The organism is Funiculus sociatus GB2-C1 (assembly GCF_039962115.1).
GTDB classification, from domain to species: Bacteria; Cyanobacteriota; Cyanobacteriia; order Cyanobacteriales; family FACHB-T130; genus Funiculus; species Funiculus sociatus.
On the sequence record NZ_JAMPKJ010000009.1, the window covers coordinates 19,087 to 37,106 of the forward strand.

The 18,020-nt window shown below is 45.7% G+C and carries 14 protein-coding genes and 1 tRNA gene; 7 read left to right on the top strand and 8 right to left on the bottom strand.

From position 1 onward, the window contains the following. Nucleotides 1-743 precede the first annotated feature (743 nt). The 4 genes from NDI42_RS06510 to NDI42_RS06525 all read right to left on the bottom strand — a co-directional run bounded on the left by NDI42_RS06510 (nt 744) and on the right by NDI42_RS06525 (nt 6,116). The gene (locus NDI42_RS06510) at nt 744-1,361 is read right to left on the bottom strand and encodes a hypothetical protein (RefSeq protein WP_190459509.1); all 618 of its coding nucleotides are present in this window, start codon (nt 1,359-1,361) and stop codon (nt 744-746) included. Nucleotides 1,362-1,446: 85 nt separating this feature from the next. After that, the gene (locus NDI42_RS06515; protein ID WP_190459510.1) at nt 1,447-3,096 is read right to left on the bottom strand and encodes a CHAT domain-containing protein; all 1,650 of its coding nucleotides are present in this window, start codon (nt 3,094-3,096) and stop codon (nt 1,447-1,449) included. Between the two features lie 177 nt (nt 3,097-3,273). Then, entirely contained in the window at nt 3,274-5,721 is a 2,448-nt protein-coding gene (locus tag NDI42_RS06520; RefSeq protein ID WP_190459513.1) for a protein phosphatase 2C domain-containing protein, read from the bottom strand. Nucleotides 5,722-5,876: 155 nt separating this feature from the next. Beyond that, nucleotides 5,877-6,116: a DUF6737 family protein gene (locus NDI42_RS06525; RefSeq protein ID WP_313931485.1), complete on the bottom strand. Its 240-nt coding sequence runs from the start codon at nt 6,114-6,116 to the stop codon at nt 5,877-5,879. A 122-nt stretch (nt 6,117-6,238) separates the two neighbouring features. Between NDI42_RS06525 and NDI42_RS06530 the strand changes: the two genes are divergently transcribed. Continuing rightward, nucleotides 6,239-6,682, top strand: a complete 444-nt coding sequence (locus NDI42_RS06530) for a hypothetical protein (protein WP_348231384.1) — start codon at nt 6,239-6,241, stop codon at nt 6,680-6,682. Between the two features lie 107 nt (nt 6,683-6,789). Next, entirely contained in the window at nt 6,790-7,062 is a 273-nt protein-coding gene (locus tag NDI42_RS06535) for a hypothetical protein (protein ID WP_190417579.1), read from the top strand. Between the two features lie 69 nt (nt 7,063-7,131). Here NDI42_RS06535 and ndhM read toward each other — a convergent pair whose 3' ends face one another. Together ndhM and NDI42_RS06545 are read right to left on the bottom strand one after the other, a co-directional pair. After that, entirely contained in the window at nt 7,132-7,476 is a 345-nt protein-coding gene (gene ndhM / locus NDI42_RS06540; protein ID WP_190417581.1) for an NAD(P)H-quinone oxidoreductase subunit M, read from the bottom strand. 152 nt (nt 7,477-7,628) lie between these two features. Then, nucleotides 7,629-8,171 (bottom strand): LeuD/DmdB family oxidoreductase small subunit, encoded by a 543-nt coding sequence (locus NDI42_RS06545; RefSeq protein WP_190417582.1) that lies wholly within the window; start codon nt 8,169-8,171, stop codon nt 7,629-7,631. 287 nt (nt 8,172-8,458) lie between these two features. On the opposite strand from NDI42_RS06545, the gene NDI42_RS06550 reads away from it, so the two are divergent. The 3 genes from NDI42_RS06550 (at nt 8,459) to NDI42_RS06560 (ending at nt 14,017) form a co-directional block, all read left to right on the top strand. Continuing rightward, nucleotides 8,459-9,349, top strand: a complete 891-nt coding sequence (locus NDI42_RS06550) for a hypothetical protein (protein ID WP_190459516.1) — start codon at nt 8,459-8,461, stop codon at nt 9,347-9,349. Nucleotides 9,350-10,043: 694 nt separating this feature from the next. After that, the gene (locus tag NDI42_RS06555) at nt 10,044-12,239 is read left to right on the top strand and encodes a sensor histidine kinase (protein WP_190459518.1); all 2,196 of its coding nucleotides are present in this window, start codon (nt 10,044-10,046) and stop codon (nt 12,237-12,239) included. A gap of 95 nt (nt 12,240-12,334) precedes the next feature. Then, on the top strand, nt 12,335-14,017 hold the full coding sequence (locus NDI42_RS06560; RefSeq protein WP_190459521.1) for an ABC1 kinase family protein: 1,683 nt from the start codon (nt 12,335-12,337) through the stop codon (nt 14,015-14,017). A gap of 129 nt (nt 14,018-14,146) precedes the next feature. Here the strand turns inward: NDI42_RS06560 and NDI42_RS06565 are convergent. Next, nucleotides 14,147-14,219, bottom strand: a tRNA-Glu gene (locus tag NDI42_RS06565). A 208-nt stretch (nt 14,220-14,427) separates the two neighbouring features. Between NDI42_RS06565 and NDI42_RS06570 the strand changes: the two genes are divergently transcribed. Then, a complete protein-coding gene (locus NDI42_RS06570; RefSeq protein WP_190459522.1) occupies nt 14,428-14,919 on the top strand; it encodes a hypothetical protein in 492 nt (163 codons plus the stop codon). Between the two features lie 50 nt (nt 14,920-14,969). Here the strand turns inward: NDI42_RS06570 and NDI42_RS06575 are convergent, their stop codons facing one another. Beyond that, nucleotides 14,970-16,754 (bottom strand): iron uptake porin, encoded by a 1,785-nt coding sequence (locus NDI42_RS06575; protein ID WP_199311419.1) that lies wholly within the window; start codon nt 16,752-16,754, stop codon nt 14,970-14,972. Between the two features lie 253 nt (nt 16,755-17,007). Here NDI42_RS06575 and NDI42_RS06580 point away from each other — a divergent pair, with 253 nt between their 5' ends. Further along, nucleotides 17,008-17,982, top strand: a complete 975-nt coding sequence (locus NDI42_RS06580; protein WP_190459524.1) for an aldo/keto reductase — start codon at nt 17,008-17,010, stop codon at nt 17,980-17,982. Nucleotides 17,983-18,020: the final 38 nt, after the last annotated feature.

The following is an 18,020-nucleotide window of genomic DNA, read 5'->3' on the forward strand; positions in this document are numbered from 1 at the left end:
CTCTGCTGTATCTCTGCGTTAAATGTAACTTTATCACCTTTAATAGAGGAATGGTTAACCTACAACCCTAGCTTATGAATGAAAGATCCAATGGTATGTATAGAATTTTTCTTGGGGAGACTAATTTATCAATAAAATTAAGATAGGGGTTAAGTTGGAGTTATCAAAACGATTGAATTATATCTCTTACTCTCTAGGGATCAACGCGATCGCGCAAACTTTCCTCCCTTACTAGACAACCACAAGGTTACGTGGTAATCGTAAGCCATTCCTTAAAAGGGCGAACATATGGCTCCCCCACTACAACCTGAAATATAGCAATTCAAGAATTGGGTGCTATACATCTCTGTAGGGATATGGCATTGCCATGCCTCTACCAAGGTAGCCGGAAGGTCAGAACGGCAATATATTCCACCCAACTGAGAAACGCTATATCATGCCTTCTCTTTATCAAAGCCATCAAAATTCAAAATAGTATTTCTCATTTCCTTGAGGCGACAGGAAAAAAGTTACTCAAATTCTAAATATAAATTTCTCTCAAAAATATATAACCGGTGGTATTGATATACTCACCGGTCTTATGGAACGCGACGCACACCACACAGTAGCTAGAGGTGTAAAGTCCACATCACCCATCCTAAGCAAATTGCTCTATATGGTTTTTGTTGATTTCAAAACAAAAGGCAAGTTCCTGACGATCGCTCTTGCGGCTTAAAGCCAATCTTATATGTCAATTAGTCAACTTACTGTTCGCTTTGTGCAGTTAGCTTGTTGAATTCGTTTATAGCATCGTGAGCGATCGCTAAACTCAAACGCGCCTGCTCAGTCTGAGATAACTCACTCCAATCTACTTGGCGGACGTTTTTTACCTCAGCTTCTCGCATAGAGAATGCTAAAGGACGCGCCCATACCTGCAAAACATCTTCACCCCATTCAGGTAAAAGATCCTGAACGCACTGCACCATCTTATCTGTAAGTGACAATTGACTTGACACCACATCTTGGGCTTTTGAAAATATCGTATCCAGCCACTCTTGGGGAACACAAGCTGCAAACCGTTCGGCAATTTTAGCTCTAACCGAGACTGCGGCTGATTCGGTAGCAACTGCTACGGCTGTATTTCTAACCCAGCATTCGTCGAATTTAGCATACAGCGATCGCGATCTAGCTGTAATTTCCTCATCCAACCAATCAAGCTCAAACCCTTGTTCCAACTCTGCCCAATACGCTTCCGTGTTTGGATCAGTAGGATTCCAAGGATAAGTAGACTCATCTGGCTGTAGGAGAGCTTCTAGTAGGTCGGCTTCCACTTGTGAGCGAGAATCTTCAAAACATTCAAATTCCATTGATTTTACCGCCATTTTGATGCTCCTGTGTGTATTGTTTTACCAACGTCGGCAGGGATAGCTACACTGGCACCTTAACCCGTTCCGTAAACATTAATCATTACTCAATATTGTCTTGAATAACAAATTCCCAGGTTTGTCCCTGGATACTTCCAAACTTTAACTGGGTTCCAGATTGTAATGGTACTTCCTGATGGAATACTTTTTGCCAACCATTGGGGCCTAAAATAAACGTCCCAAATGTAGAATCATCACTTAAGAAATAAGTAGGTTTACCTCCCCCAAGAGAATCGCGGCAGAAGATTTCAGCATGTTTGCGAGAAACCTCTTGTTTTTCAATTACCAAGTCATTCTCCCGGTGGCGTCCTACACGCATATGCCCGCCTTCAATTTGCTCAACTTTAGAAAGCCCTCCGATTAAACGCAAATAAGCTGATTGAGTGGTTGATTCAGGCGTTGGTAGAGAATCTACCGGGAATTGCGTGGGGTTCTCCTCAATAGGTCTAATTAGCTCACCATCAAACTGTGGGTGCATATATAGAACTGGCAAAGTCCAAGCTGGTTGGTTGAATTTGTACAGCGTTAACAGCTTCTGCCTTGCCACCGCCACCGCCTCATCAATTGAGTTTTGTGCTGCCAAAGCTTGGGCAAAAGCCTGAATAAAGGAGAGAGCTTCCTCGTCGGCAATTGGCTCCCGCATTCCTAACACTGCTGGGACACCGTGATGGATCAGCACCTCTGCCAAACTGCTGCGAGGTAGACTGTGCTGGTTGTACCGCTCTGGTTGAGCGCCCCAACAAGCATTAAACACTGCCAGCTTGACATGACAGCGAACCAAAACCTGCGCTAATTCTGTGCCATTAATTCGGGCATCTGATCGCAAAAATAGTAAGCCGCCATCTGGCGCTCGTTCACCATGACCTGCATAAAACAAGATGTTATATTTTTCATTTTCCAGGCGGGAAATCAGTTCTGCTTTTGTGGGTTGCAGAAGCGTATCCACTTGGCACAGCACTGTGCGGCTGGAATTTTCACCTTCTTGAGAGTCATTTTTGCAACATTCGAGAATTTTAGCAAGAGCTTTTGCCTCTTGTTCAAGCTGCAAAGCGGAACCTGTTTTATGTCCGCCATTATTCTGGTTTGGGTCAGGATCTCCCAGTATCAGCAGAATATTTAAAGACTGTTCTAAGCGCTGGGGTGGCAGGGGGTCAACATTGCTGGTGGTGCGACTAAAAAGAATTTGTTGCGATCGCGATATCGCTGGTTTCCCTGTCTCTGGTTGCATAATTTCCCAAGGCACAGCGATTAAATCCGGATCGCGAATTTCTAGCCGCAGCCGCAGCTGTTTTTTCTGCCCTCTGGCAAATCCTTCGCTTTGATCCAGACTTCTTTTAATCGCTCCATCAAATAGCCACTTCCACAGGCTAATTCCTAAATCTTGCATCAACATTGCCGTATACGGAAGCACCTGACCGTTCGCAGAGGGGCTTGTGTTTACGGATTTAGGGGCTAGAGGTGGCAAGGAAGCTTGATGTATCTGGGGAACATCAGGCAGTTCGCGTGTGGAAAACATTTCTTGCCATGCTCGCCAGGACTGCGTTAAAGTCTCGGGCCAAACACACTCGTTGAGGACTTGCCCATTTGGAAAGGGAGCCTTCAGAACCCATATGGCAAAACGTTCTGCCCCAGTAGTGGTTCTGGAGAGAGGATCGATCGCTAAACTAAGGCAGGGATTCTCAGATTGGTGCATTCAAAGCCATCAACCTTAAAATTGGCAATTTATGGGGCTTTTTATTCAGTCTACCTGAACAGCTAGGAAATACTTATAGGATATATCTCTCCAGCTGTTATCGCTCAGCTTGAGAGCAAAGATTTTTATCTAGTGCAGTTCGGTAGAAGTTGCTGACTATGATAATCTGTCGATGTTCTAAGGTGAAGGTGATGCTGTGGTGGCTGGCGTTGGTGAGGCAGTCTTAATGGCACATTCACCCAAATTACTAGACGTAGCTGTGAAATTTTGCACCAGTACAGGTGTAAATTCCGACTCTCGTATCCAGCCGAGATCGCCTTGTTTCACTGGACGATAGGTGATAACAGGTGACTTAGAACCAGTTGTCTGTGAGGGTTGCCAAACGACTCCTGGCGGTTGTTTTTTTGGCTCTGGGGCGGCTGGTGGTTTTTGGGTGTCAGCATTTACTTTGGGAGACGGAACTGGAGGTTCAGGGGTAGCAGGTGTTGAGCAAACCTGTACCTGTAGCCAGGTGTCTAGGTTTCCATTTCTTTGAATTGAGCTGACTTGCAAAACACTACCGGGCAGGATTATACCGTTTACTGATTCGTTTTGAGGTTGCTGAGTACCGCGCCTCAGTAAAACGGGAACTTCGTTATCTTGAGAGTTCCTGGTTGTGAAACTGTTGATTTGCACTATAGTTCCCGCTTCTATATCAGCAGCCGGGGTGGGGGTAGTGACTGGTGGTTCTGTTGACTGTGGTATGGTAGTCGGCGTTGCGGCGGTGGGGGTGGGAGTGGAATCCAGACCAATTAGGGGATTCACCCAAGCTTGGACTTCTGGAAGAAACCAGTAAGCGATCGCTCCCCCTATACCTGCCAAAATAATTAGCATCAGTAGGGGCAACCAGGGACTCCCAGAGGAAGATCGCTGCGGAATAATCTTCGTTTTAATTCTGGAAGAAGCAGCTTGGGGAGAAGCCAAATTTCGCGTTCCTCCAGCTTCAGGTTCTGGAATGGCTGCCATCTGTAGCGCGGTGGCACTTTGTCCAGCCTGTGCCTCTCTTACCTGGCAGTAAACTAGGCCAATGGTCGTATTATCGTGTCCATTTTGGGTATTGGCAATCTCCATTAGTCGCGATCCAGCTGTTGCTAAATCAATCTGACCTTCCAGAACTGGCAGAATCTCTGTTTCCCAATATTGTTCTACTCGGTCGTTGTCACTCAGACCATCCGAGCAGAGTAAAAATATAGAGTCTTCATCCAGAACAAAGCGCTGTACAGTGGGATGCAACATTAATGATGAACCCATACCCAAGGCTTGCACTAGAGAACCAGCGCCTGCTTGTTCCACAGCAGCTCGATAAAGAGAATATCCCAGGCGCACCTCTCGCGAAGCAATGTCATCATCCAGTGTTACCTGACGGCAACCAGTGCGAGTAATCCAGTAAGCTCGACTATCTCCTACATGGGAAATATACATTTCATGAGCGTGGGCTAGTGCCATCACTAACGTAGTTCCCATGCGTTGTCGGTCTTGGCGCTGTTCTAAGTCGTTGCGCTGGCTGATGACATCATTGGCAGCACAGGCAAAGCTTTCTAATTCCAGATTAATAGTTGTCGGGTTTATATTGTTCGGGTTTTCCAGCAGATGCTCTACCCGCTCCCGGATGGTTTCAATTGCTAGATTCGAGGCTACTTCGCCGCCTTCGTGGCCGCCGATGCCGTCGCAAACAATCGCTAAGGGATGCTCTTGTGTCTCCTGACTACCTGGAGAAGGTGGGTAGCAGGAATCTTCGTTTTGCTTGCGGATAGGCCCGGTGTCGGTACGGGTGACAATTTGATAGCTGTATGAAAGCGATCGCCCAATTTTAGCGAGTCCCGACTCCAAATGTACCACCAGTTGATCTGATGACGGTATTGTTCCTTGTACCAGCTCCTGACAAACTTGTGCTAAAAAGTTGGCAACTGTTGGGTGTGCGGAACTCACCCATTGCGACCATAGTTGACCTAATTTTTGCAGCGTGGCTGGTTGATTTTGGTCGTCGCGTAATTCCAACAATCTGAAGATTGAACCTTCTATTCGCAGCAGTTTTGGTGTCAGCAAAGTAGAAGCTACGCGGTTACTTTGCAAAGGCGACCACAAAGAAGCCATTTGCCAGAGAAAGGAAAGTTGGCTCATGGCAGACGCATTTTTCCAGACGCTGACCAATTCTGGCATTAGCTGCCCTTCAACGTTACCAGTGGTGTAGATGGGTGAGTTTTCTAGCAGCCAAATTTCGCTGTTACGTCTTCCCTCGCCCGATGTTATTTGCCCGTATACTTGGGGAACGTGCAGTTGATAGGAAGAAAGCTTGAGATACGGTATGAGGCTATTTGGTATCTCCGGCGGCATCTGTGGCAATAGCCCTGGTCTAGTATCTAGAACAATGCGGTAAGCGAAGCTATCCCGAAGGGAATCGCTCTTGTGCAAGTATCTCTCAGCAATCAGGCTTCCAGTTTTATAAGCTTCTATCCCTTCACCCATCGCCCACAGGTAGCGTTTTGCAAGCGGCGTGCGGCATTGCTGGCAAAAGTTATGGCTCTCAAGGTTTGGAGCTTGACAGTTGGGATTTGAGCAGTATAGCGTTGCCGCAGGATTTTTCATCAAGGTTATGCGCTCCTATCAGCCAGTTGCGATTTAGCTTGCCCTCAAGATTGGCTACCTACACAAAGCAGCTTTTTCTTAAATTGCCAAATCTGAAGCGTTACTCTGGATTGTAGCGTCTGGCACCCTATAGATTAGTAATTTTCTAATTAAAATCATTCTTCCCTAATAGAATTTTGCGTTTGTTGGTAATAAAGCTTCATCAATCGGGGCCAGAATAACAAAAAGTATGACATCCAGATGAGGATAGGAATTGACACGCCAACCGTTATCCAAATACTTTTCGCCAGCACCCAAGATGCACCGATTATCGCTATACCAGTCAGCAGGATCGACCAAGGCTGACACCACCAAGGTTTATATTTCCAAGGGCTTTCCGACGATTCTTTATACACTATAGTTACGAAATAATCAAGTTGCTATTTATAAGTTTATCGGTTCATGGGTAGACCGGGTGTGAGGAAATTTGCACGGTAGCGTTAGATTGAAATTAGGCTGTGTTCCCAGCACTAGCATTTTGGGAAATGCTCGCGGAGCCATCTTGCTTGATGCGTATATCCTCAATTGCAGCTTTCCGTTGATTTTTGTGCTGCTTAACTCTTGTCATACTATCTTCTTTGCGATCGCTATGCCGAAGCCTGAAACCAACACCTCTGGTGAACCGAACTTCACAGACCTTAACTCTCCTGCTAGTGCAGAGATTAAGCAATTAATTTCTAATTTACAGCAGTCTCACCACCTGCGTTCCAAGATGATGAATCTCGAAGCTTGGGCGCTTGCTGAAACGATGGATCATTTTCTTCCTGGGTTTTGGAGCCGCTTTTTGGACAATCGTCGCACGGCTATGAAGCAGTTTTTGGAGCGGAAGCGAACTGAGCGATCGCAAACTGCTGCTACAACTAACCCGCCTTCGGACGGTATCGATATTCCCCAAAACCCGCAGGATGCCCCTCCTAAATGACGGAATTAATCAATACTTGACTTACGCCCGCAGAAAGATGCGATCGCGCCTTCATTCTTCTAATCTAAAACAAGAAAACCATAAATTTTTAAATCTTCAGGAGTTTTATGGAAACCCCATCCAAAGATACAAAAAATAGAACTACCAATCCAGGCGATACTATCTCCGAAGAACCTCAAAGCATTGAAGAAAAAAGAGAGCAAATCGCTGTAGATGCACCAGATATCACTGGCGATCATATCGTTGTTCCCACTTACTTTGAAGTAGATGAACCTGATGGCGAACACAAGGCTTTACACCATGTTAAAGATGCCGAAGAAATCTCTGACGTGATTCGCCAAGCTCGCGTGGACGAAAATGGCGAACGAGTTTGGTGGTAAGTTACTTCAAGTAATTAGTTGTTAGAAGTTGTTTTAAATACAATTTTATCTAACAACTAATTATTCTTATTACTCAGCAGTTTGAGCACTTACTTGGGGTAGCCCCATACTGTAATTGAGAACCCTGCTGTTCAAGTTATAACTAATTTGACCTTGTTGCAGCATGAATCTCATGAAATGCTCTAAATCAGAACCGATGCGCCGCAAATTATATTCTGTCAAGTCTGCACCATTGTAGGATTCAACCAATTCATCAAACTTGCGATAAATTCTTTGCAGAGCGTCGTCATTCCAATTAAATTCATTATCTGGGTCGATATCCAGAGTTAATACTTTATCACTTTCGACCAGTTCGTTGTTCTTAACCTCAGCAGTGTAAATACGGATGTGGCGGGTGGTACACTTCAGCAGCATAGTTGTAAATTCTTCTTAGAAGAAGGACACTCTAAGTATTGTAAATTATTGTAAAAACAATAGCTGTCAACTTGAAAAATTTTGAGTGTGGTATTTTGAGTTTTGAATTAAAAAAATTAACTCAAAACTCATAGCTCATAATTTTTTGACCGCTACCGGGAAATCATCCCTGTCTGACGAGCATAGGCAAAAATTCCGCCAGCATCAATCACCGGGCCTACTTCGCCTAACGGTTTCAGCGAGTAGGTTTTGCCTAGCGTATGGTTAATCAGCTGATTTTGTTCAAAATCAATTGAAACTTCTTGTCCCGTCTCAAATTCATCACACAGCCGTTCTACAGATTCCCAAGGGTAGAGTTCTCCGGTTGCTGCACAGTTACGGAAAAATATCCGAGCGTAACTTAGAGCCACTACCGCTTTTACTCCGCTAGCACCAAGAGCTATCGGTGCGTGTTCCCGTGAAGAACCACAGCCAAAGTTTTCTCCAGCGATAATGATGGGATACTGTGTTTTTATTTCGCCCGGCTTCACGAACTCGCCGTAACGATCTGGCAACCCAACGAGAGCGTAACTACCCAGTTTTTCGTACTCGTCAGGCTTTGAGGGAACCAGAGTCAGGTATTCAGCTGGGATAATTTGATCGGTATCGATGTTGTCATCCAGAACAAAAATTGCGCCGCGAATTAATGCGCCCATGAGCAGTATCCCGGTTTTCCCATCTTGGAGTTTAGCTATTTCACTTTATCATCCAAGAGCGACATCCGCCCTCTTAAAGAGAGCGCAGGTTGTCAAGAACGCGATCGCGCACCACCAACGGCAAAAATTCGCTTTGCCAGAGAGCAAGTACGGTTTTGTCTGACTAGCAGTAAAGTGGGCATGGGCAATCAAACAAAATTTATCTTCGGATCTTCAACAAAAACACTGATACTCTAATAAATAAAAAAAACTCAGGTTGAACTACCGCATCATTTGCTCAAATAAAAATGGTTGATCCGATGGATGACATCGCCAAACAGGCTCGCCAGGGCAGCGTCGCGGCGATTATTCAAATACTCAATGAAAAGCTGGCAGAGTTTGGTATCAGAACCAGAGCGATGTTTGTCGATGGTGTCTTGCAACTTTTGTGTGAGGCGGCTACTCCCCAGCAACTCGAACAATCTACCCTGGTGCAGCGAATCCGGCAGATTCTGGAGTCAATTGCTCCGCACAATATTCGGCGCGTCAACATCAACAGTCGGATTGTCCGAGAGCAACAATTACTCTGGTTAGAAGAAATTAGCCGCGATCCGGACGCTCAACTGCTCTGGGCAGAAGAAATTATCCTTGCCAAGCCAAACATTCTCCGCCGTCTAGGGGAGGATTTAAAGGATCGCAAACCTGCCAAAAATAAGGCACCCCTTCCGCAACCTTCTTCCCGTTCAGGGCGAGAAAAACGCCAATTCTGGCGCGGCATTGTTGGGGGTGCAAGTTTATCGTTATTTTTAGTGCTAGTTGGCTGGGCTATTTATGATTGGCTAGGGCCTTTTACGATTGCTAGGGTACCAACCGGATCACCAAACTCTCCGGCGCAGCCGACTACACCGCCAGCAACATCCCCCACCCCATTGTCAGGGGCTACCACTACCCCTGTATCTGCCTCGTCAGATCCTTTTGCTGAAGCTGTACGACTAGCTGAACAAACTGCTGGGGCTGGGAAAGATGCTCAAACTTCGGCTCAGTGGTTGGATTTAGCAGCTAGGTGGCAACGAGCGTCCGATCTGATGGCTGCTGTCCCCCAGAGCGATCCCCGCTATCCGACAGCTCAAAATCGGGTCACAGCCTATCGCCAAAAGAGCGAGATTGCACAACGGGAAGCGCAGAAAAGGCGTTCTTAGTTGGGTAATGGGGGCTGGGGACTAGGTAAGACTTTTTCCGAATTCTCATTCCCCAATCCCCAGTTCCCGTTAATTTCAGTCTTTAGGTAGAGGATAAATGCGATCGCGATCGCATTTATCCTCTTAACGTGTCACTGCAATAACCATAGCTATGACTTAAAGTATTTCTAGCTTTCTACCAGGTCAACGCAAGCCGCGATGTCTGGTCAGCAAGCCTAAAAATATCCCGTGCTTGGAGGCGGAGAAAATTCTAGAATAATCAGCTCTTTGTGTAGAACGGTTGATAAAAACAGTAATTTTCACCCCTTACACTTTGCATTTTGAATCACATCTATTTTGGGGGGCTAGCGATTGGGAAGTTAGATGTAGGCAATCAAAGTATTTTAAATCACCTTTTACTAAGTAAAATCACGAAAAATTTGAATATGCCAGTTGAGGGCGGGGAATATGGGTTGAGAACTTTGAGAATTTCGCTAATCAAGCTGGTAGAAAACTGCAAATTCTGGGAATCCTAATCTAGAGAGGGGGGAGCTTAGGATCTGGTTTACCCAGTCATAGTTGTAAGAAATTTGCTGCGGAAAGCTCTGTGGTAAACCGCTGCTTCTATTACCGCTGTGTCCAAAGCCTGCCCTCTATACAGTAACAGTGTCTCTTAGACACTCACTTAACGATCCCCTATTTAAGCTCGGCGAAGATGAATGATGCACAAGCGGATATGGATGTAGCCAGTGGCATAGCGAAGCATACGCACGTTAGCGTTAGCGGATGCGAAGCGGTTCCGGAGAATCTAGCGGCTTCGGAAGGGCGATCGCTACTAGCACCTCGGAGGGTAGATTCTTTTACCTCAAAGCTGTCTAGCCCTTCCAGTCCAGTTTTCACGCAGGAACATAAGGGCGCAGTCATGAACTATAAGGGCGATCCGATTCAAATCGGGCAACAGATTACTCAAATCCTCCTCAATAGCCCCGATCCGGAAACGGTGTTGCTAAAGATAGCGGATGTTTTGGGCAAGAGTTTTCAGGCAGACACGTGCTTAATTTCATCTGTTGCTAGCCATCAGGCAACGCCGCAGACGGTCGTGTGGTGTGCCGATGACCACACAAGTTTAGCGGGAAATTTGAGTGAGATTCGCTCTAAGCTGTGGATGCTGTTGAACCCATTGCTAGAAGATAACTTGAGCAATAGCGAGCCGCTAGCCATTTCTGATATTCATGCAATTGAAACTAGGTTTGATGTAGAAGATCCGGTACGAGCAGTGCTGGTAATTCAAACCCAGTTTCAATCACAAGCAAATGGGTTGATTGTCATAGGGCGATGGCAACCCTTTGAGTGGACAGACGTTGAAAAAGGATTGCTCAAAGCCGTAGCAGATTCAGTAGCGATCGCTATTTCTCAAGTGCAACTCCAGCGGCAGCTACGCATCGCCACTCAATACCAAACTCTGATTAACCAGCTAACGATGGCAATCCGTAGTGCCATTGAAGTAAATCAGATTCTTCAGATGGCGATCGCTGGTACCGCCCAAGCTCTTGAGGTTGAACGTGGCTTTATTCTGCTGTTGAAATACGTCGATCCGTTATTCAAAACTCGTTCTTTAACAAAAGCTCTTCCCAAAGCTAAGGTTACGGTTGCTTGTGAATACAACACAGGGGAACAAGCCGCTATTTCGGAGCCGGGGAGCGCTCTAGAGGAGAGCTTTGCTGACAATATTAGCAGCGAACAAACATCTTCGATAAACCCGCTCTCTTCAACGCTCCCAAGTTCCTTTTTGCTGTCAGACTGTTACCTGTGCCAACAAGCCTTCCAAAAGGCACCTGAGCCAGTTATTATTACCGATAAACAAGATATTACCACTTCTAATGGTTTTGACCTTTTTGACCTGGAAACCATGCCAGCTTTGCTGATGGTTCCCCTAGAAAGTCAAGGTACTGTGCTGGGATTTCTGGTGCTACAACATCGTCAGCCTCGTTCCTGGCAGTCAGAAGAGTTAGAGCTAGTAAAATGGGTGAGCGCCCAAGCGAGTACGGCAATTATTCAACATCAATCAATACGGGTGAGGCAGGATCTCGTCGAGGAACGCACCGCTCAACTACAAAGGAGTTTAGAAGTCCAAGCGAAGTTGTATGACAAAATGCGCCAACAGGTTGAGCAGCTGCGGCAACTCAATCAAATTAAGGATGAGTTCATCAACGCTATCAATCACGAGTTGAAAACACCGCTCACTACTATGAGTGTAGCGATTCGGATGTTGCGTCAAGCGGAGCTGCCGACCGAACGCCGTGCTAAGTACCTGGAAATCTTAGATCAGCAGTGTACTCAGGAAATTAATCTGATCACCGACTTACTGACGCTGCAAAAAGTAGAGTCTAAGAAATCTCCGATTGAGCTGCAAAAGATAGACCTTAAGCAAGTAATTCAGAATTTGGCTGAGCCGTTTGCCAAAAAATGGGCGGATAAGGGATTAACCTTGGAGATAGACTCCCCTACGCGATCGCTGATGCTGCAAACCGATTCCGACAGCCTGAACCGCATTCTAGAAGAACTATTGACCAATGCTGGAAAATTTTCCGAGCCTGATTCTATAGTTAGTTTGCGAGCCACTCACCAGGTCAGTCAACAAGTTAATCAAATTGTGCTTTGCTTGACCAACACTGGTGCTTGCATTTCACCGACAGAAGTGGAGCATATCTTTGAAAAATTCCGTCGCGGTCAAGTTGCGATCCAAAATGCCGTTCAAGGTACTGGGTTGGGCTTGGCTCTGGTAAAGTCTTTAGTACAGCACATAAATGGCGCGATCGCACTCACTAGCTGTCCTATTGAGGATACCCAATCTTGTGAAACCTGCTTTACTCTCACCCTACCTCTAGTTTTTGACCTTACCAAAATCTAAAGTCTAGAAGCCACAAAATTAAGAATTAAAGATGCCAAATTACAAACTTTTAATTTTTAATTCTTTTCTGACTTCTGGCTTTAATCACCAATATTATGCTTAAAAAGGCGGAGCCTAAACCACTACGTTGGCAACGAAATAAATATTCTCCACTAGCACGACAACTAGACATTTTTGGCTCAGCAGCAGCGTTGATGTTTTATTTGTGGTGGGATAGTGTATTTAAAAACGATTCCACTTTACATAGGAAACGCCGCGCTCAGTGGTTAGTTAATACTCTGCTAGATTTAGGGCCGACATTTATTAAGATTGGACAGGCATTGTCCACTCGTGCTGATTTGCTACCCCTAGAATATGTGGAGGCGTTGGGACAGCTACAGGATCGGGTTCCTGAGTTTAGCGACATACAAGCGATCGCTTTAATTGAATCCGAACTCGGCAACTCTATTCATGCTTTGTATCGGGATTTCGATCGTCTTCCCATTGCTGCTGCGAGTCTAGGACAAGTACACAAAGCACGACTGCACACCGGGGAAGATGTAGTAGTTAAAGTACAGCGTCCGGGATTAGAAAAGTTATTCAAATTAGATTTTCAAGCTTTGGGTAAACTTGTCCGGTTTTGTCGGCGCTATTTGGCTTGGACAAGAAAGTATGAATTAGAAGCAATTTATAGTGAGTTTTTTAACCTTCTTTATCAAGAAATTGACTATATCCAAGAAGGGAAAAATGCCGAACGCTTTGCTACCAACTTTAGCGATTATCCTCGGATTCTTGTCCCAAAAGTTTATTGGCGTTACACCACAACCAAAATTTTAACGGCGGACTATTTACCGGGAATAAAGATAAACGATCGCAAAACAATTGAAGCCTGTGGTTTAGATCCTAAGAAAATTAACCAGCTTGGTATTTGTTGTTACTTAAAACAATTATTACTAGATGGCTTTTTTCAGGCAGATCCCCATCCGGGAAATATGGCTGTAAGTCAAGATGGTAGTCTGATTTTTTATGATTTTGGCATGATGGCAGAGTTGAAGTCACTTGCTAAAGATCAGATGATTAGGACGTTTTTTGCAGTATTAAAAAAGGACACGGACGAGGTACTTGATACCTTAATTGACATGGGGTTAATTGTGCCAGTGGCAGATATGACCCCGGTACGTAGACTATTAACTTTTATTTTAGATAAATTTACGGAAAAGCCTATAGATATAAAAGCTTTTAGTCAAATGAGTACAGAAGCTTATGCCATGTTTGAGCAGCAACCCTTTCGTTTGCCTGCTCAGATGACATTTATATTAAAATCGTTGACTACTCTGGATGGCATTGCTAGGGCGTTAGATCCTGAATATAACCCAGTAGCAGCTGCTCAACCTTTCATTAAAAGTATCACTATCTCTCAAGGAAAAGGAACGCTAATCGGAGAATTAGCCAGACAAGCTAGGGATTTCGTTAAATATAAATTGCGACAACCTAACCCAACCCAAATTGTAATCCGACGTTTAGAAGAACGAATTGAACGGGGTGAATTGCAGTTGCGGGTGCGAACAGTTGAAAGCGATCGCGTCCTCAAACGTATTAATCTAGCTATTAAAAGCCTAATTTATGCCTGTTGCACTGGTTTTAGTTTGATAGGTGGCGTGATGCTGCTGTCACTGCCTGGGTATAGTGGCTTGGGTGTAGCTATTCTGACCTTATCTGGAATCTGGTTCTTGGTGCTGTTGCGATCGCTACTTCTTCTAGGCGTTAAAGAAAAACTTGACAAACTCACTGAGAAATAGCCTAGGGTGGACGCCCACCCTATATCTATCTAGTTTGTCTGGCATATTCCCTATTCACCTTTATATAAATTACGTCCCTGTAAGGCTTTAAATTCTTACAGGGACGTAATTTAGATTATTTAGTTTTAGTACCCCCAGGGGAATTCGAATCCCCGTCGCCTCCGTGAAAGGGAGGTGTCCTAGGCCTCTAGACGATGGGGGCCTGTCCTTTGCACTTTTATTAAGATAGCCAATAAAAATGGTTATGTCAACACTTTTGTAGAATTTTTTTTCTGGTGGGCGAGGGAAGGAAGCGATCGCTACTCAGCAAGACGTGATTTAAAGCAAGACGTGATTTAATAAGACGATCCCTAGAATTGCCCTCCGTAGAGCTGTTAGAACAGAAATAGTATTCTATCTCCTCACAGTCAATGCTGACCCATCACCGCAAACCAGTCTGTTTATCACTTGTATCTACCAATCTTCCGGTTTGGTCTACAGTTGAAACCTCTGCCACACTCTATCAAAAAGACAAAGAGCGGTTTCACCTACTGCTCACGGAACCGTCAATCGGAGAATGGGAACCTAGCGCCAAAAAGCCTGCCCCTGGTGGCGACCAAACGGCGGTAACTCCACGACTCTTGTGGCTAGAAATCTCGCCTTACAGGGTAATTATGACCATGCAGGGAAACGGCAAGTTGAGTTATCGTCACCTGTGGGAGCGCGGCATTTATGGGCTAAGCCGCTATTGGCTGCACAGCGAGTCATTAAGCGGTTCTGGACAGCTGCGTTTGAGGAATTTTACCCGGAGTTTGACGCTAGAGGGGCGCGTTTTACCGGAGCATCTGCGGCTAGAGTACGAGTTGTGGTCAGAGAAGGTTGAGTTGGGTAGCTATATTTTGAACCTGGAAATTCATCATTAGTTTTTGGCTAATGGCTAATGGCTGATAAACAATTAGCCATTAGCCACTAGCTAAAAACTAAACGTGGTGCGGACGGTGCCAATAAAAATATCATCATTGGCAGCGTTGTGGTCGGGAGCCGTCAGCCAAATTATTCCTGGTGTAAGGGCGATATTATCGGTCAGCTGGTATTGATAGAAAGCTTCTAGATGCAATGAGGTGTCGGGGTCTTTGATACCTAACTGGCTGAGGCTTTCAGCCTGATTTGTGACTTTCGGCTCCATGCCAATAATTAAACCCGCCAGATTGCCTTTTTTCCCCAAGTCAGGAAACGCCAGCGTCACAGCCCAGTTCCAAATACTAGCATCCCCTCGCTCGATTACTCGCGCCGCTGTGTAACCAGCCCATCCCCCCACTACAAACTGGGGACTAATTTGAAAGGAAGCTTCTACGCCATAAGAATTGGTAACAACTGAGAAACCTAGTGGATTTAACAAATTAGCTAGGTTAGCATCATTGCTGCCCGTTTGCAGGTCGTTGTTATAAGCGTGAACATAGGTTAAGCCAATGCTGGCGCGATCGCTTGGCTTAAATAATACTTGTGCTAAGGCACCATAAGAGCTATTAAACAAACCACCGCCAGCAGCAGGATTATCAGCGTCACCACCTAAATAGCCTAAACTTAGTTCCAATTTGTCGCTGAAGTTGTGCCTGACACCCACACCAGCCCCTTCAACTTGATAATAAATGGAAGGGCGCGTCCCAAAGCGAGACAAAGCACCTCTGGCACCATCGCCGTCTAGGTAAGGATTAACGGTATTGGTAAAATCTGCGGCATCAGCATTAGCAGCTACAACGACTTGCGTGTTGTTGTTAATTGGGAACTGGTACAGCAACTCATCGATAACCACATCACTGCTAGTATCGCCAGCAAAAGCCAAGTCGCCTTCGGGTGTGAGGGTGCGGTTAGAAAGAGAACCAAGTCCTTCTGCCTGAAGTCGCGTCAAGAGTAAGTCTCTACCTGTCAAGCTGGTTTTTAAGTTTAGGCGCGTCCGATGACCGAAAATCGTCGCGTCGTCGATATCTTTACCAGTCGCATCTTCTCCTGTGGGAATAGTGGCAACTCCAAAGATGACTTCTCCGGCGAGTTTGGTGGTTTTGGAAAATGCAGTCAGTTCTAGTTCCGCAGTTCGCGCTGTTGCTGCATCGACTTTCCCGCGTAGGATGGCTAGTTCTAGGGTATATTCTGCTTCTAAGCGTTTTAAAATCGCTAAGTCTTCTTTGCGGATGGCATTCGGGCCTGGTACAGCCAGCACTTGAGTAATCCGATCTAAGGTGGCTTTTACGGCGGCGGCAAATTCATAACGGCTTAAGGATCTGTTGCCCCGAAATGTGCCATCTGGATAGCCGCTGATTATACCATATCTCTCTACTAACGAGCGCAGCGCTTCATAAGCCCAGTCACCGGGTTGGACATCCCTAAGCTGGGAAATGTTGGTGACTTGACTCATGGGGTCAGTGTCTTGGTCAATTTCTTCCAAGCTTTGTTGGTCAATTTGTTCCAAAATTGGTGTTTCGTCGATTGGCTTATCTGAAGCCATCAGAGTCACTGATGTTTCTGCCTCTGGTGGGGTTTCCTCTGGAGGGGAGTATCCGAATTTTGTTATATCGCCCCTCTGCCCTACCGCCTCACCCACAAGGGGAGAGGAGGCAGAAAACGTCACTTCCCCATCAGGGGGTGTTGCTGCTAATACTGGATGGAAGATCAAGGTAGGGGAAAGGTAAAAAGGCAAAAGCCAAAATAAATTAGTTGTTACTTTTACTTTGTTGAGAGGATTAGGTAAGATTTGAGACATTTTTAACACCACTTCTCACACTATTCAACTTTCTCGTACATTGTCGATTTTCAGGCTGTTTGTGGCGTTGTGGAGAAATTAACGAATTTTCTTAAGCGCAGAGATACACGTAAAAAAGGCAAATCGGCGGTGTCCCAGCCAATACATCTTTTGATAACAATAAAAAACATCCTTGGAGATTATCCTTGGGAGGTGGGAAATATAAGCGCGATCGCTGCTAAAACAAAGAAATAACCACCACCATAAAACAACTATGACACCAAAAACTACGCGCCGTGTTTTCTTGGCGACAAGTATGGCTGTGGCGGGGGGAATCGTCGGGGGTGCGGCGCTGAAACAACAATCTACAGCATCATTAGATGGGGTGCCAGCGACGGCGACAATGCCAGAACGGGTACTGGGTAGTACAGGGGTGCGCGTTCCTATTCTGGGTTTGGGTGGTGCGGGTCAGACACCGCTATCTTGGGAAGGAAAGGAAAAGGAAGCGATCGCTCTGATTCAACGTGCTTTAGACTTGGGTATTCGCTACTTTGATACGGCTGATAGCTATGGCCCTAGTGAAGACTATCTAGGCAAAGTGCTGCCAGCACATCGGGCGCGGCTCTTCCTTGCTAGCAAGACGGCTCAAAGAGATAGAGACGGTGCTTGGCGTGCATTAGAGCGAAGTCTAAAACGTCTAAACACAGATTACCTTGACTTGTGGCAACTCCACCACGTCTCTTTTGAAGAAGAACTAGATACAATCTTTGGGCGTAACGGTGCGGTTCAAGCTTTGGAAGAGGCAAAGCAGCAAAAACTGGTGCGTTTTGTGGGCATCACCGGACACCACGAAGGGACAATTATTGCTGAAGGTTTGCGTCGCTATGCCTTTGATACAACACTCATCCCGGTGAATGCCGCCGATAAACACCACCCGCGTCCGTTTATACCTGCGGTGCTGCCTGTGGCGCGAAGCAAGCAGGTGGGAGTAATTGCCATGAAGGTTCCAGCCTACGGGCGATTGTTTAAGCCTGGGGTGCTGGACGGGATGCACCAAGCATTGGGGTATACGCTTTCAGTCCCCGGTGTTCATTGTGCTGTGATTGCTGCTGAAGATATTGCACAGTTAGAGTCGAATGTCAAGGTGGCGCAGGCATTTGAACCACTGTCTGAGAATGCGATCGCCCAAATTGAGCAACGCACTGCGGCTGCTTGGCAAGATAACACTTTCTTTCGCGCCTGGACTTAAATTTTGAACTGCAAACAAGTCGCTTTAGGTGCGATCGC